Below are 14204 nucleotides of genomic sequence, written 5' to 3'. Positions count from 1 at the left end.
TATAATCCTTCATCGATTTCGCGTTCCAAATTCGCGTTCCACAAAAGGCTTACTGATGTACTTATTGATGTGCTCAAGGAGGAAACTGCAAGTAAAAGCACTGGCAGCCCTGCTGCTCAGCTTGCCCTTGCTGGCACATGCAGAAAGCATACGTCTGGTCATTCAGGAATTTGCCCCGTTCACCTATACCGATCCGAAGACCAATGAGATTAAAGGTTTTCTGACCGATAAAGCGATGGAAATCATGAAGCGCGCTGGCGAATCTCCAAGCATCGTCAGTACCTCACTGGCCCGCGGCTATCAGGCTACGTTAAACGAAGAGAATACCTGCCTGTTTGGTTTTCGCCGGACACCGGAGCGCGAAACTCTGTTTAAATGGGTCGGTCCGCTGACCACGGATACCTGGGTGTTGTACACCAAAAAATCCGATACGCGCAGTTTAAAAAGCTTTGAAGACGCGAAGTCTTTTAGCATCGGCTCTTACAAAAATGCGGCGACCGCCCTGGAGCTCGCCAGACAAGGTTACAAAATAGAATTCGCCAGCGAAGATGATGACAATCCGCGTTTGCTGGTGAATGGCAGGATCGACTACTGGATCACGTCCGAATTACACGGCATGCAAATGGCGCAGGAACAAGGGTTCTGGAGTGACATCAGACGCGCCATCAAATGGCGCAATGTGGATCTGTATATGCTCTGCAATGCCAAAATGGACAAGCAGCGCATTGACCGGTTTAATGAGCTGAATAAAGAAATTGATCGCGAAGGCAGTATGGAAAAAATCACTCGCAATTACGGGGCCAGATAATGGCCAGCTTACGCTCAACGCGCGCCAGTGCCGCCGTCATGCGCCTGAAAGACCGAAGCAATAATGCCCCGTATTCCATGGTCAGCACTGCCGACGGACGCTTCTATCTGGTACTCGCCAATGCGTCTGGCGATAATGACAAACTCAATGAACCTTTAGAACTGGATGCCTTCGTCGCCTTCGTCAACGGCATCAGCAAACAAGCACCGAAAAAAGCCAGCAAACTCGATATCGCTTTCGAAGCAAAATTACGCAATAAACTTTAAGGAGTTGCCTCATGAACCGTCGTGTCATCAATGTCGTCACCAGCCTCGCATTCGGTATCGCCAGTCTCATCGCGCTCGCACCAGCCAGCGCACAAACCGCAGCGCCTGCCGATGCCGGTCCGAAAAAAATGGACTTGCAAAAAATCGATACCAAGGTCGGCAGCGGCAAAGAAGCCGTCGCAGGCAATACAGTAACCGTGCATTACAGCGGCTGGCTGCTTGACCCGAAAGCCGACAAACAACACGGCATGATGTTTGACAGCTCGGTCGGCGATAAACCATTCACTTTTCCGTTAGGTACCGGTCGCGTCATCAAGGGCTGGGATCAGGGCGTCGCCGGGATGAAAGTCGGCGGCAAACGCACTATTATCATTCCGCAAGATCTTGGTTATGGCGCGCGTGGTGCTGGCGGCCGGATTCCCCCGTATGCGAATTTGATTTTTGATATTGAATTACTTGAAGTCAAATAGTTCAATAGCCAAATAAGACGCACGGCGGCGCATGCAAAAACGGGAACTCAATTATCTGACGGCATATCCTGCTGCAATTCAGCAGCAGGTTCAAGACCTGATCGCAAGCGAGCAGCTAGCCGCTCTGCTCCGTAAAAAATACGCCTGCGCGCATCAGATCCGTACCGACAAAGCGCTCTATCAATACGTACAAGATGTAAAGAACACCCATCTGCGCAATGGCGATCAGATCAGCAAAGTACATTTCGACAGCAAGATCAAAGTGATCCAGCATGCGCTGGGGCAGCACACGTTCATTTCCCGGGTACAGGGTAATAAGCTCAAATCCAAACACGAGATTCGCATTGCCACTTTATTCAAACAGGTGCCAGAAGAATTTTTAAAAATGATCGTCGTGCATGAGCTCGCTCACCTGAAAGAAAAAGAGCATAACAAAGCCTTCTATCAACTATGCAGCTACATGGAACCGCAGTATCACCAGTACGAACTGGATTTGCGGCTCTACCTGACACAGATCGACGCCTTCGGCGGTGAGGTCTGGAGCTGACAACCTACAAGCAAGACATTGATGAGCATGATTGCCAACACTCCGCAACCTCCTTACTACGCCGTCATCTTCACATCTAACCGCACAGAGGGCGACGACGGCTATAACGACATGGCTGATCGCATGTTAAAACTGGCCGTGCAGCAACCCGGATTTCTGGGCGTAGAATCCGCCCGTGCAGAAGTCGGGATTACCGTCTCCTACTGGGCAGATTTGCACGCCATTAAACAATGGAAAGCCAATGCCGACCATCTGGAGGCGCAACAATTGGGCAAAGAAAAATGGTATTCCTCGTATAAAACACGGATTAGCAAAGTGGAATTTGATTACGGGATGTAAGTCGCTGTTGCAAGAAAAATAATTATACTGATTTGAACATTGGTACAATTTCAGGCTTAATTTTTCTTCTTCACGCACCGTATTTCTTTCATCCTACAGGAGCAAGCATGCCATTTCTTGGTATTGGTTTACACGTCTTAGTCGCGCTGTTCTTTGCTGTGCATGCGATTCGCTCGGGTCAGCAAATTTACTGGTTGCTGATTCTTTTTTCTTTCCCGCTGCTTGGTAGTATCGTCTATTTCTTCGCCATCTATATGCCAAATTCCGGACTGGAGTTCGGTGCAAAAAAAGTGGTTGCCGCAGCAGCAAAAACGCTCGATCCGACCCGCGAATTGCGCGAAGCCCGTACCGCTTTTGAGTACACACCCACCGCACAAAATCAAATGCGACTGGCATTGGCCTTACTGGAAACAGGCAACGCAGAAGAAGCCGCAAGTAACTACGAGGCTTGCCTCAAAGGCCCTTTCGCTGCCGACCCGGAGATCAAATTTTGCGCCGCCCGCGCACTGACCGAGAGTGGCCGTTATGCCACGGCGATCACCCATCTGCAAGAGATCCGCAACAAAGACGCTGGATTCCGCGCCTCCCAGGTCAGCTTGCTACTCGCACGGGCATTGGCCGGAGCCGGTCGTCATGCCGATGCCAAGACAGAGTTCGAATCGGCCATGCATCATTTTGGCGGTTTTGAAGTCGCTGCCGAATACGCCATCTGGGCATACGACAACGGTGATACAGCGATTGCCAGCAAGTTACAGACCGAGATTGATCAGCTCATGAAGCGCTGGAACAGTCATACCAAAGACATCAACCGAGCTTTGCTTCGTCGTCTGAATGCGGCGAAAGGGCAATAAGCTCATGTCGCATTTATCGCTGTTTTTGCCAGATGATTTCGTTTGAATAAATCGCGTAAAAAAAAGCGCAGATCGCAACCACGGTAATGATCGTTCCGGCAAAAAACCAGAAGCTTAATCCGGTCGGGAAAATCGCCTGATACCAGGCTATGATGCTCATCGCCATCATCCCGCCGTAAGAGAAATTCAGCAGGCGCTGTTTTTTCTGTAATACACCGACAGCCAGGCAGCCAAGTACCATCACAGACAAGGTAAAACTGATCGCTTCTAACATGATGTCCCCCTTTCTTTTCTGTTTGCTATAAATTCGCTAAACCGGATGTAGCCACATCCTTGCGGTGTCAGTGGCAACTGTCTCGCAGCTGTCTCAATGCGCATCACGCCGGTCGGTCTTGTCATTTTCATCAAGTTTGTTAAAACTCTTGATAATTTACTATAACAAACTTGGTTATTATTGCTAGCTTTTTTATTATGATTTGTGTTGTTATCCGCGAACAATCGATTCTGCGGTGCAGCATCTAAAGTGCCTCGCACGATTTACACTGACTTCTTACACTTACTGGTTGAATACAAAAAACCATCAACTCCACAGGCACTGACCATGACCTATCTGCTCGCTCTCGACCAAGGCACATCCAGCTCTCGTAGTATTTTGTTTGACCGCGCCGGGACGATCGTGGCGACCGCGCAGCAAGAGTTCCGGCAACTGTTTCCGCAACCGGGCTGGGTCGAACATGATGCGATGGAAATCTGGCAAAGCCAGTTGGCAACCTGCAAGGAGGTCCTACATAAAAGTGGTATCGCCACCAGTGAGATTGCGGCCCTCGGCATCACTAATCAGCGTGAAACCAGTATCTTGTGGAACCGCAAGACTGGGATGCCGGTAGCGAATGCGATTGTCTGGCAAGATCGCCGCACCGCCGCGTATTGTGATGAGCTCCGCAGTCAGGGTTGGGCAGAACGCATACAGCAAAAAACCGGATTGATTCTGGATCCGTATTTTTCCGCCAGCAAGATCAAATGGCTGCTCGATCACGTCCACGATGCCCGCCAGCAAGCTGAGCGGGGTGAACTGGCGTTCGGTACTGTCGACACGTGGCTGGCCTGGCAACTCAGCGAAGGTCAATTGCATGTCAGCGACGTCAGCAATGCTGCGCGGACGATGCTCTGGAATATCCATGAGGGTCGATGGGATGATGAGCTACTCAGTTGTTTTGATATACCGCGCGCGATTTTGCCTGAGGTGCATGCATCGAGTCATTGCTTCGGCAATGCGACAATTTTTGACCAGCCGGTTCCGATTGCCGGTATTGCTGGCGATCAGCAATCCGCTTTGTTCGGGCAAGCCTGCTTTCGATCCGGCATGGCAAAAAATACTTATGGTACAGGCTGCTTTATGTTGCTGCACACTGGCAGCGTCTGTGCGACCTCGCATAATGGCCTGATCAGTACCTCGGCCTGTCAGACCGGCGAGCAGCGCCAATATGCACTCGAAGGCAGCGTGTTTATCGGTGGTGCTGTGGTGCAGTGGCTGCGCGACGGATTAAAAGCGATACAGCATTCACCGGACGTGGAGGATCTGGCGACGACCGTGCCGGATTCGGGTGGCGTGGTGTTTGTACCGTCATTTACCGGACTGGGTGCGCCATATTGGGTACCGTCCGCAAAAGGCGCGATCCTCGGCCTGACGCGTGGTACCACGGTCGCACATATCGCCCGCGCCGCACTGGAGTCAATCGCGTTTCAGAGCACCGCCTTGTTGCAGGCCATGACCAGGGACGCCGTCGCGCCGATCACCGAATTACGGGTTGACGGCGGTGCCGCAGCGAACAATCTGCTATTGCAATTTCAGGCGAACTTATTAGGTATTCCGGTGATACGACCCAAAGTTACCGAGACCACCGCGCTGGGCGCGGCATATCTTGCCGGTCTGGGTGTGGGTATCTACGACAGCGTGGAAGAATGCGCGGCACAATGGCAAATGGAACGGACATTTTTACCAGACATGAGCCGCGATCAGGCCGGTGAATTGATGCAGCAGTGGGATGTCGCGGTGGGTCGTGTGCGCTAAATGTTCGCTACGTGTTCCCTAATCTTGATTCAATAAGACACGATAAAGACCACACCGGCAAAAAGCTATTCGTGCTGCACCTATGTCGATTAGCCCAAAGATTCCAGTGCACCATTGACTGCCTTCACACGGTCACCGACGCGCCAGCCGTTTTGTGGATAGGTGCGCAGGCTGCCGTCGTCCATGCGGACTTTGACTTGATAAACCGTGTTCGTACCTGACCTTTTTTCTACTTCATTACCGGCATAACCGCCGCCGACAGCACCGGCAACCGTGGCCAGCGTCCGGCCGTTGCCATTACCCACCTGATGACCCAGAATGCCACCTAAAACCGCACCCGCTGCAACGCCGATACCGCTCGGTTTGGCTTGTTGCTGAACGGTATGGATCGCTTCTACACGACCGCAATTCGCGCACATCGCTTGATTGCTTACGGTGTCGTTGGACGTGGTAGACGCGAGCTGATTATTTCCGGCATTAGCGGCGGACTGATGCGACGCGCCTGAATTACGACGCGGTGCATCGACCGGATATGGCGAGCGATCTACTACTGGCGCGCGCATATTGTCGCCAGGGGCAGTGCCGTTTTGCGCTATATTTTGCGTCATGTTCTCCGGCTGTGACAGATTGCTACCAGAGGCCATTGGATCTTGTGGGTTGCCATGTCCTTGCGAGCTAGGAATCACGCCTGTAATTGCGGCGACGCCGACCAGAGACACCAAAGTAACAGATACCGCAGCAGCGGCCAGCAAAGGGTGGATACGACGTGGAGATGATGTGTTTTCCATATTTGACCTTTGTAGTTGTAACAAGCCTAGTATAGAAGTCCCTGTGTTCAAAACATAGACGAGAGATGTGTCATCTGTAATCCTTTGTAAAACCGCATGACACTTGTTATTTTTGCCAAATGTGCGCAGAATGATTTCGCCTTAAGTCCTGTCAATTCCACTGGAGAGATTACGATGAAATTACTAAAACGCGTTCTGGGTACTCTGCTTGCACTGATTGTTATTATTCTCGCCGTTGCCTTTGCGCTGCCAAATGACTACGGCGTATCACGCAGTATCGTGATCAAAGCGCCTGCTGAAAAAATTTATCCCATGATCGTCACGACTAAAGAATGGCAAAAATGGTCGGTCTGGAATCAGCGTGATCCCGCTATGGTCATGACATTCACCGGTCCCGAAGCAGGCAAGGATGCTGCCTGGGACTGGCAGAGTAAAAGTCAGGGCAATGGTGGTATGAAGTTCACCAACGTAATCGCGAACCAGCAAATCGATTACGAACTGCACTTCGAAGGCATGGGCAAACCATCGACCGGCAGCTTCATCTTTGAACCGCAAGGCAACAGCACCAAAATCACCTGGACCATGAAAGGGACCAGCGAGGGCAGCGTGTCTACCAAATTATTTGTACCGTTCATGGACAAACTGATAGGACCAGATTTTGACGCCGGATTAAATAACTTGAAGAAACTTGTTGAATAGAAATAGAATAGCAAGCTTTGTTGCGAAAGCTGCAATCTTCAGGCGGTTTGTTGTGGCGGATACGCGCAGTTTTCATCAGCTGCGCTTATATACTGGCTCCTAGTATAATTTTTTGCTCCCGATATAAGCGCGGGAACAAGCATATTTTAAGAAAAAACAGGGGGAGTATCTGCGATTGTACTGAAAACACGCTAATTAGTTAGTGCTTCTGGTACATGTAGTATTCGTTTAGTTCCGGTTTTTAGTTCACCGTAATCGCCTTGTTTCTGAACAGTTCCATAACAGATTCGCCTTATTTTTCCTTCTACTTCTTCACGATGCAAACATTGCTGCTTACGACGGATGCTGAATTTGATGCTGTAGAACCGTCATGGCGCAGCCTTGAGCAGCAACTTATTCAGCTATTACCCTTCCAGACCTATGACTGGAACCGTTGCTGGTGGCGCGTGTTTGCTGTCCAGACGCTGGTTCGCAAAGATCAGTTAGCCATCGTCACTTTGTACGATCAGGATCGTCTGGTCGGGATCGCTCCTTTGCTCATTTCACGCATTGGTATTGCGGGTGCGACGCTGTATCGCTACGTCCGGCCGTTTGGTTCTGACCCCAATCTGACGGAAATCCGTATTCCGCTAGTCTTACCCGGTTATGAGGCCGCATTGACGAATGCGATTCTGGATCTGCATGAACAATACTCGGCAGGACTTGTAGAACGTCAGTTCATCGCTGAAGCATCACAAGCGCCAATTCTGAGACAGCGTCCGTCATTACATCAGCTTGATCAGCGTCATGTTCCTAATTTCATTTTGCCGCTGGCCGCTAACTGGGATCAGTTCCGTGCTGGCTTAAAACGCAATATCAAAGAATCGATACGACGTTGTTATAACTCGCTGGCACGCGACCAGTTAGTACCGCACCTGCAAGTACTGCAAGGGCAAACGGCGATCACGGCGCAACTCGGTTTGTTTTACCAATTACATGGGGCACGGGCCGCAGCAGACACGTCGGTCAAACATCCCGACTATTTTTTAAATCCGCAGCACAAAGATTTTATCGCTGCCCTGCTGGCATCGCCCTTCGCCAGCCGCATGCATCTGTTTTGCCTGCATGTCGATCAACAAGTTGTCGCAGTACGCCTGGGATTTTTGATGGGGGATGAACTGTATCTCTATTACTCCGGCTACGATCTCGCTTATGCGAAGTACAGTGTAATGACGACGCTACTGGTCGAAGTGATTTGCTGGTCGATGGACGCGCAACTGCGGCGCATCAATCTGTCGGTGGGAGAAGATGTATCAAAAACCCGCTGGGGGCCGGAACTCACAAGCTATGTCGAAATTCAGTTTGCCGAACAAGGCTGGTGGCGTAATCGTATCGTCAAATCGATCAGTCATTTCCGCAAGCGACGCCAGTCTTTAATTGCGGATTAACTCTAATAAAATCTAAAACTTCCACGTAACGATTTAATAATGCCTCAGAATTTATTAGGATTGAACCCATACATCCATTCATTCAGTGCTCCTTCGGAACTTTCTAGCCCTATACAATCCATTATTTTTTCAAAATTGGTCGCCACTTGTTCCGCATCCTCTGTATCGAGTTCAGCGCGGTTAAATTTTTCAATTTCAGAAACAAGCAAGGCTAAGTACTCTTTTTTTGAATATTGGCGCTCCACCGCCGAAATAAAGTTAGCGACCACTGAGTTAAATTGAGAATTTAATTTTGCCCGAAAAATAGGATCAATCACACCCGTGTAAAGAAAATCATCTGAAGCGAAGTTATCCCTTTTCACAAGCATCTGTAGTTGATGGACAGCATTGGGTCTGACTTGCACGGACTGCTCCTTCGTAGCAATTGCTAAATTAGATGTCAAAATTAGTATTCCTATTACCAGCAATCTACGCATTAGTTACTCTTTTTGATAAAGTTATGTTCTATCCGTCACCCGGTTAAATCGACGCGAACGGCTACCCGGGTCTGTCCATTTCCTGAGCAGTGCAGGAACAATTTGTTTATGCGCTGGGACCACAAAAAACAGGCACATCTGCCCGACCAGATTGTGAATGTGGACAACGGTTGAAACAATCGCGGTGTCGTCTTCGTCAGACTTAAACACCGATACCCGGACATCCAGATGTTTGTCGCAATCGCCGAGTATCACCTCCTGTTCGGACATTGCCAGGATAGAAAAAATACCGAGTTTATCGCCGACCTTATACATTTTGCGACGGCGTTCTATGCCGCGAAAATTTCCCAGATGCTTTAAGCCGAACAGGCGCACAAGCTTATTCCGTGACGTGATGACAAAATCGATCCACGCCGGGGTTTTCGCCACCAGATCCAGATACAAATCGAGCGCGGATTTTTTGTAACTCCCCACGCTCATCGCAAATGCGTGCTGAAAATCAGAGTCATACGCATAGTCTGCGATATTGCTTGCTTCTGGTACCGTGGTTTGACTAATCATACTGATCCTGTTGTTCGCCCGTCATATTGACCGTCATTTCATCAATTCTTCATCAAGCTGTCACTTGCCTGTCACCTTGATTACCTACAGTTCACAAAACTTCTATCCATATGCGGAGATGGCATGAACACCAAGACACTTATCGATACTGCAATTATCAACTCTACCACGTCAGGTAGCAAAGGTTTAGCTGATCGTTTGTTCACGCATTGGTTTAGTCGCCTGGTCTATGCACAGATCTGGGAAGATCCAAAGTCGGATCTTGATGCATTACAACTAAAGCCTGGCGCCAATATCCTGACCATCTCATCGGGTGGCTGCAACGCGCTTGCGTATCTGTCGGCGAATCCGGCCGCGGTGCACGCGGTGGATTTGAACGCGGCCCACCTGGCGATGCTGGAGATGAAGAAAAAAGCCATCAAGCATTTACCGGACTACGATTCGGTTCTGGCTTATCTGGGCAATGCAGCGCATAGCGATAATCTGAAACGGTATCAGCGCCATATTCGTCCGCATCTGAGTGAAGAAGCCAGCACATTCTGGGAAAGCCGTTCCTTACTGGGTCAGCCACGCTATCGTTATTTCAGCAAAAATGCTTATCAATATGGTTTGTTAGGCGACTTCATCGGCTTTGCTCATATGTTCGTTCGCGTAATGGGCGGCAATATGAAAAAACTTCTGGAAGCGCGCACACCGGAGGAGCAAAGTCGTTTATTTGACCGTTATCTGGCACCGGTATTTGATACCGCCATCTTCCGCTTCATCGCACGTCAGCCTGTGGCTTTGTATAGCCTAGGAATACCACCATCGCAATTCGCCGCGCTGAAACATGATGCCAAGCAAGGCTTACATCTGTTATTTAAAGAAAGAATGCGTCACCTTGCCTGCGATTTTCCGATTGAAGAAAATTGCTTCGCCCAGCAAGCGTTCGGACGCCGCCACGATACGAGTAAGCAAGCAGCGTTACCTATGTATTTACAAAAACAGTATTTCACCAGCCTGCGCCTGAACATTGACCGGGTGCATGCCCATCACATTACCTTGACTGAATTTTTACGCAAGCAGACGAATGCCTCAATGGATGCCTATCTGTTCCTTGATGCACAAGACTGGATGGATCAGCAGCAATTGACAGATTTATGGGAAGAAGTTACCCGTACCGCCGCACCGGGTGCCAAAGTCGTGTTCCGTACCGGTGGCGAAGAATCTCCGCTGGAGGGGAAATTACCTGCTCATCTGATCTCCGCCTGGCACACCGATGTCGCACATAATCGCGCTCTGTATGCAACGGATCGTTCAGCGATTTACGGTGGTATGCATTTATATCAAAAAGTCTGAGCGATCTAATTAGATTCGTTTATTCGATTCACTTAATTAGTTAAATCTGTTTGCTTCGTTTGATTCATCTCATGTATTTGACGCTGCCGCTTTGACACTTTCACCTCAACTCCGCGCTGATGCTCTATGGCTGCTCGCAGCAAAAGCCCGTGGCGGTGCGCATTGGCTGAGTAATGTTGATTGCAAGATTGAATGCGTAAGTATTGCTGACAGTACGCAGCCGGTCAGCTTACTCGACATCAGCAACCGCAATACCAGTTATGTAGCGAGTCCGCGCTCTGCCTGGCTACGTTATGCCAGGGACGAGGCAATACGGCATGCTCCCGCATATACGCAAACGCTAGCCTCCATGGCCAGCACACTGGCGTTTAGTCCAATGGCCGGCATGATCAGCGCCAGCGGCATCGACCGTGCCGCGATTGTCGGCAATCACCTGATGTCGACCAATCTTTATCCCGACTGGCAAGAGAACGACATCAAGGATCTGACCAATCATTTACGTGAGGTCTACCCAGACCGACCTTTCATGATGCGCAATATTTGTCCAGAGATTAGCCCGCAACTGGCAAAAGCGTTGCAGCAACAAGCATGGCAACTAATACCGGCGCGCATGATTTACACCTGCGATCCGGGTCACAGCGCGGTCTGGAAACACAATCACATTAAAAAAGACGCCCGTCTATTACAAGATACTGAGATACAGATTATTCCGCCAGAACAAATACGCAGCAGCGATCTGCCTAAGATGCGTGCGTTATTCCGCCAGCTGTTTATCGATAAACATTCGAGACTAAATCCAGACTTCACGCCAGCTTTCTTTGAACTTTGTCTGGAAACAGGTTTCCTTGATCTGTATGCCTTGCGCTGGCACGAGCGTCTGGTTGGTGTCATTGGTATCTATCATCACCCTGAATCTGGCTGGATGACAACGCCACTAATCGGCTACGACACTAGCCTGCCGCAAGAATTAGGACTTTACCGTCGCCTCATGGCCTTACTGTTGCAGCAGGCAAAACAAAGACAAGCAAAACTTCACTACAGTTCGGGTGCCAGTCAATTCAAACGCGCTCGCGGCGGTGAAGCACATCTCGAATATAGCGCCGTATTCACCGGCCATTTATCCCGATATCAGCAATGCATGACACAAATGTGGGCAACAACCCTACAAAAGCTGGCGCCAGCCATACTGCGCAAAGCTGACCAGTACTGACGCTATCGTCATAGCATCTATGCTATTTCTGAATTTCTGTAAAAGAATAAATATCTAATGAAAACCTAGAATTCAACTGTGGATAAGTGTCTGCATATCCACAGGACAGTCTATGCAAAACCCCAGACTTTTGCAACGCTCAATTATTTATCCCAAATCTATTCTTTTACAGTACAGGGCTTATCAGGGTATTTATCTTTTCTCTAAAAGATTGATTCTGTTGATAAAAACCGGGTTATCCACAGAAACACCTCTACGTTAACTATTACTACTATGTATATATATACCTTAATGTAAACAACAAAGACTTCTGTTCTTTTTGTTTTTAAAAACCCAATCTATCAAAATCATTTACATCAAATGCCACTCCAAATACCCGGCTAGCGATATGAGAAATAAAAAATGCGTAGCTAAAGACCAAAAAATCGATATAGAAAATTTCAGCATGTCCACAAAACTAGATTTTATGATCATGAAAATCATCAACCGTATTCGAGTGATCACGGATCAGTGAGCCAAAGAGGATAGTGACGCTGTAGTCGGGAACTGCATGCGCAGGGCTCTGATCAACTTTTTACCATCAGGTCGTTTTAAAAAAACCAGTAAATTTAGCTACTGAAGCAAAAATAAGATAGAAAAAGGCTATATCGTAAATTCAATTGTGGATAAGTCTAAGGATATCCACTGCATAGCATGTGCGAAACCATGAAATAAACAAGAACAGAAAAAATTATCCAATAACTGTTCTGTCGTCATACAAGACTTCTTCATGGGTTTATCTTTTTCGCAGTGCATTGATTCTGTTGATAAAAGCCAGGTTATCCACAGAAACATTGCTACGTTAACTATTACTACTATTTATATATATACCTTTATTGTTTTAAACAAAGAAAAGCAAACCAAGCAGAAAAATCCTGAAAAGAGATGGATTCATATAAAATTAATAAGCACTTTTGCAAAGACCATCCTTTACTCAAAATGACATCAATTAAATTAGTTTTTTTACTGACTCTCGGTGTGTTTCTAAGCAATGCTCATGCGGAAGACACGAAGCCAACTGAAGAATCGATTAAGCAGCTTTTTGTTATGACAAATACCGGATCACTAATTCAAAGTGTCAGTAGTCAACTTGATGCAATGATGAAAAGCGTCAGGGACAAATCACTTAAAGGTTCTAAACCGACTGAAGAACAAGAAAAAGCTTTGGATAAATTTCAGAAGAAAATAGTTGTAATTTTTAAAGAAGAAATGAGCTGGGATAAACTAGAACCCACTTTTATCAAAATCTATTCAGATAGCCTGACACAAGAAGAAGTTGATGGCATGATTGTTTTTTACCAATCTAAAGCTGGTATTGCATTAATAAAAAAAATGCCAACAATCATGCAAAGTTCAATGGGTTTAATGCAAAAACAAATGCTGCCGATGATGAAAAAAATGGAACAAGCCTCAAAAGAACTTGCAGTAGATATGGAAAAAGCTAAGAAGAAATAATTTTTATAAATTGTATAAAAGAAGCTATATTTTTTTATCTGACATAGTCAACATAAAAATATTTGATTGAGCTTACGGACCATCATGCAAAAAAATATAAAGTGTACGGTTTGCGGTGCTCTAAGCCCGTTATACGATGTTGTAGATTTTAATAAATCGTGCGAAGAACCAAGAGGAAAATTTCTTGAATTGTCAGGAAATCCTGTCTACTACGCGCTTTGTAGCAAATGTGGATTTTGTTTTTCCCCTGAAATTTCAAATTGGTCGTTAGAAGAATTCGAAGAAAAAATATATAACAATGATTATATAAATGTTGATCCTGATTATGTACAAGTAAGACCTAAAGGCAACGCAGCTAACTTAATTGCGATGTTTGGCAGCCAAGCTCGTTTTATTAAGCATCTTGATTACGGAGGAGGAAGTGGTCTTCTCTCAAGTATTCTTAACGAATCTAATTGGCAATCGACAACCTATGATCCTTTTGTTGATAGAAGTTTTAACATAAATGAGCTTGGAAAGTTTGACTTGATTACAGCATATGAAGTTTTTGAACACGTGCCTGATCCTCATCATTTAATGTCAAACATAAGCTCGTTACTGTCTAATAATGGAATACTCCTCTTCTCAACGTTACTAACTGATGGACAAATTCGTAAAAATGAAAGATTAAGTTGGTGGTACGCTTCACCTCGTAATGGACACATTAGCCTTTTCTCAAAAAATAGCCTGATGATTCTTGCTCAACGGTATGGATATACTATGGCTAGTTTTTCCGACGGATTTCATGTGTTTTTTAAAAAAATACCAGCTTGGGCAAAGCATGTAATTTGTGCTAACTAAAAAGACTAAGTCTCAGAGC

General features: G+C 47.2%; 17 protein-coding genes. 13 read left to right on the top strand and 4 right to left on the bottom strand.

Translation table 11 applies throughout. The annotated features are described in order from the left end of the window. Positions 1–55 precede the first annotated feature (55 nt). The 6 genes from ACO0K4_RS03695 (at position 56) to ACO0K4_RS03670 (ending at position 3281) form a co-directional block, all read left to right on the top strand. Entirely contained in the window at positions 56–808 is a 753-nt protein-coding gene (locus ACO0K4_RS03695; protein WP_422955242.1) for a substrate-binding periplasmic protein, read from the top strand. Then, complete coding sequence (locus tag ACO0K4_RS03690) at positions 808–1074, top strand: hypothetical protein (RefSeq protein ID WP_422955241.1); 267 nt, start codon at positions 808–810, stop codon at positions 1072–1074. Before ACO0K4_RS03695 ends, ACO0K4_RS03690 begins: the two co-directional genes overlap by 1 nt. Positions 1075–1085: 11 nt before the next feature. Then, entirely contained in the window at positions 1086–1544 is a 459-nt protein-coding gene (locus tag ACO0K4_RS03685; protein WP_422955240.1) for an FKBP-type peptidyl-prolyl cis-trans isomerase, read from the top strand. Positions 1545–1575: 31 nt separating this feature from the next. Continuing rightward, positions 1576–2091: a M48 family metallopeptidase gene (locus ACO0K4_RS03680; protein WP_422955239.1), complete on the top strand. Its 516-nt coding sequence runs from the start codon at positions 1576–1578 to the stop codon at positions 2089–2091. 21 nt (positions 2092–2112) lie between these two features. After that, positions 2113–2430, top strand: a complete 318-nt coding sequence (locus ACO0K4_RS03675) for an antibiotic biosynthesis monooxygenase family protein (protein ID WP_422955238.1) — start codon at positions 2113–2115, stop codon at positions 2428–2430. A 107-nt stretch (positions 2431–2537) separates the two neighbouring features. Continuing rightward, positions 2538–3281 (top strand): hypothetical protein, encoded by a 744-nt coding sequence (locus ACO0K4_RS03670; RefSeq protein WP_422955237.1) that lies wholly within the window; start codon positions 2538–2540, stop codon positions 3279–3281. Between the two features lie 13 nt (positions 3282–3294). On the opposite strand, the gene ACO0K4_RS03665 is transcribed toward ACO0K4_RS03670, so the two are convergent. Further along, positions 3295–3555, bottom strand: a complete 261-nt coding sequence (locus tag ACO0K4_RS03665; protein ID WP_422955236.1) for a hypothetical protein — start codon at positions 3553–3555, stop codon at positions 3295–3297. Between the two features lie 327 nt (positions 3556–3882). Here ACO0K4_RS03665 and glpK point away from each other — a divergent pair, with 327 nt between their 5' ends. Beyond that, the gene (glpK, locus tag ACO0K4_RS03660) at positions 3883–5352 is read left to right on the top strand and encodes a glycerol kinase GlpK (RefSeq protein ID WP_422955235.1); all 1470 of its coding nucleotides are present in this window, start codon (positions 3883–3885) and stop codon (positions 5350–5352) included. A gap of 89 nt (positions 5353–5441) precedes the next feature. Here glpK and ACO0K4_RS03655 read toward each other — a convergent pair whose 3' ends face one another. After that, positions 5442–6140, bottom strand: a complete 699-nt coding sequence (locus ACO0K4_RS03655) for a glycine zipper 2TM domain-containing protein (RefSeq protein ID WP_422955234.1) — start codon at positions 6138–6140, stop codon at positions 5442–5444. A gap of 174 nt (positions 6141–6314) precedes the next feature. On the opposite strand from ACO0K4_RS03655, the gene ACO0K4_RS03650 reads away from it, so the two are divergent. Both ACO0K4_RS03650 and ACO0K4_RS03645 read left to right on the top strand, forming a co-directional pair. Beyond that, complete coding sequence (locus tag ACO0K4_RS03650) at positions 6315–6839, top strand: SRPBCC family protein (protein WP_422955233.1); 525 nt, start codon at positions 6315–6317, stop codon at positions 6837–6839. Between the two features lie 317 nt (positions 6840–7156). Next, complete coding sequence (locus ACO0K4_RS03645; RefSeq protein ID WP_422955232.1) at positions 7157–8266, top strand: GNAT family N-acetyltransferase; 1110 nt, start codon at positions 7157–7159, stop codon at positions 8264–8266. A gap of 44 nt (positions 8267–8310) precedes the next feature. On the opposite strand, the gene ACO0K4_RS03640 is transcribed toward ACO0K4_RS03645, so the two are convergent. Together ACO0K4_RS03640 and ACO0K4_RS03635 are read right to left on the bottom strand one after the other, a co-directional pair. Continuing rightward, on the bottom strand, positions 8311–8670 hold the full coding sequence (locus ACO0K4_RS03640) for a DUF4844 domain-containing protein (protein ID WP_422955231.1): 360 nt from the start codon (positions 8668–8670) through the stop codon (positions 8311–8313). Positions 8671–8763: 93 nt separating this feature from the next. Further along, the gene (locus ACO0K4_RS03635) at positions 8764–9303 is read right to left on the bottom strand and encodes a DUF2867 domain-containing protein (protein ID WP_422955230.1); all 540 of its coding nucleotides are present in this window, start codon (positions 9301–9303) and stop codon (positions 8764–8766) included. A gap of 123 nt (positions 9304–9426) precedes the next feature. On the opposite strand from ACO0K4_RS03635, the gene ACO0K4_RS03630 reads away from it, so the two are divergent. The 4 genes from ACO0K4_RS03630 (at position 9427) to ACO0K4_RS03615 (ending at position 14185) form a co-directional block, all read left to right on the top strand. Further along, positions 9427–10641, top strand: coding sequence for a DUF3419 family protein (locus ACO0K4_RS03630; protein WP_422955229.1), 1215 nt, complete (start codon positions 9427–9429; stop codon positions 10639–10641). A gap of 91 nt (positions 10642–10732) precedes the next feature. Continuing rightward, complete coding sequence (locus ACO0K4_RS03625; protein WP_422955228.1) at positions 10733–11851, top strand: hypothetical protein; 1119 nt, start codon at positions 10733–10735, stop codon at positions 11849–11851. A gap of 924 nt (positions 11852–12775) precedes the next feature. After that, positions 12776–13345, top strand: coding sequence for a DUF2059 domain-containing protein (locus ACO0K4_RS03620; protein WP_422955227.1), 570 nt, complete (start codon positions 12776–12778; stop codon positions 13343–13345). Positions 13346–13429: 84 nt separating this feature from the next. Then, positions 13430–14185 carry a class I SAM-dependent methyltransferase gene (locus ACO0K4_RS03615; protein WP_422955226.1) on the top strand — a complete coding sequence of 252 codons (756 nt, stop codon included), beginning with the start codon at positions 13430–13432 and terminating at the stop codon, positions 14183–14185. Positions 14186–14204 lie beyond the last annotated feature (19 nt).

Source organism: Undibacterium sp. RuTC16W (assembly GCF_049339445.1).
GTDB lineage: Bacteria > Pseudomonadota > Gammaproteobacteria > Burkholderiales > Burkholderiaceae_D > Undibacterium.
Note: the sequence above shows the minus strand (reverse complement) of the source record. Positions and strands in the feature narration are given on the sequence as shown.

Coding starts and splice junctions, on each gene's coding strand:
- ACO0K4_RS03655 (WP_422955234.1), bottom strand. CDS start 6,140: ATGGAAAACACATCATCTCCACGTCGTATCCACCCTTTGCTGGCCGCT.
- ACO0K4_RS03650 (WP_422955233.1), top strand. CDS start 6,315: ATGAAATTACTAAAACGCGTTCTGGGTACTCTGCTTGCACTGATTGTT.
- ACO0K4_RS03615 (WP_422955226.1), top strand. CDS start 13,430: ATGCAAAAAAATATAAAGTGTACGGTTTGCGGTGCTCTAAGCCCGTTA.
- ACO0K4_RS03675 (WP_422955238.1), top strand. CDS start 2,113: ATGAGCATGATTGCCAACACTCCGCAACCTCCTTACTACGCCGTCATC.
- ACO0K4_RS03635 (WP_422955230.1), bottom strand. CDS start 9,303: ATGATTAGTCAAACCACGGTACCAGAAGCAAGCAATATCGCAGACTAT.
- ACO0K4_RS03665 (WP_422955236.1), bottom strand. CDS start 3,555: ATGTTAGAAGCGATCAGTTTTACCTTGTCTGTGATGGTACTTGGCTGC.
- ACO0K4_RS03695 (WP_422955242.1), top strand. CDS start 56: ATGTACTTATTGATGTGCTCAAGGAGGAAACTGCAAGTAAAAGCACTG.
- ACO0K4_RS03685 (WP_422955240.1), top strand. CDS start 1,086: ATGAACCGTCGTGTCATCAATGTCGTCACCAGCCTCGCATTCGGTATC.
- ACO0K4_RS03620 (WP_422955227.1), top strand. CDS start 12,776: ATGGATTCATATAAAATTAATAAGCACTTTTGCAAAGACCATCCTTTA.
- ACO0K4_RS03670 (WP_422955237.1), top strand. CDS start 2,538: ATGCCATTTCTTGGTATTGGTTTACACGTCTTAGTCGCGCTGTTCTTT.
- ACO0K4_RS03630 (WP_422955229.1), top strand. CDS start 9,427: ATGAACACCAAGACACTTATCGATACTGCAATTATCAACTCTACCACG.
- ACO0K4_RS03680 (WP_422955239.1), top strand. CDS start 1,576: ATGCAAAAACGGGAACTCAATTATCTGACGGCATATCCTGCTGCAATT.
- ACO0K4_RS03690 (WP_422955241.1), top strand. CDS start 808: ATGGCCAGCTTACGCTCAACGCGCGCCAGTGCCGCCGTCATGCGCCTG.
- glpK (WP_422955235.1), top strand. CDS start 3,883: ATGACCTATCTGCTCGCTCTCGACCAAGGCACATCCAGCTCTCGTAGT.
- ACO0K4_RS03645 (WP_422955232.1), top strand. CDS start 7,157: ATGCAAACATTGCTGCTTACGACGGATGCTGAATTTGATGCTGTAGAA.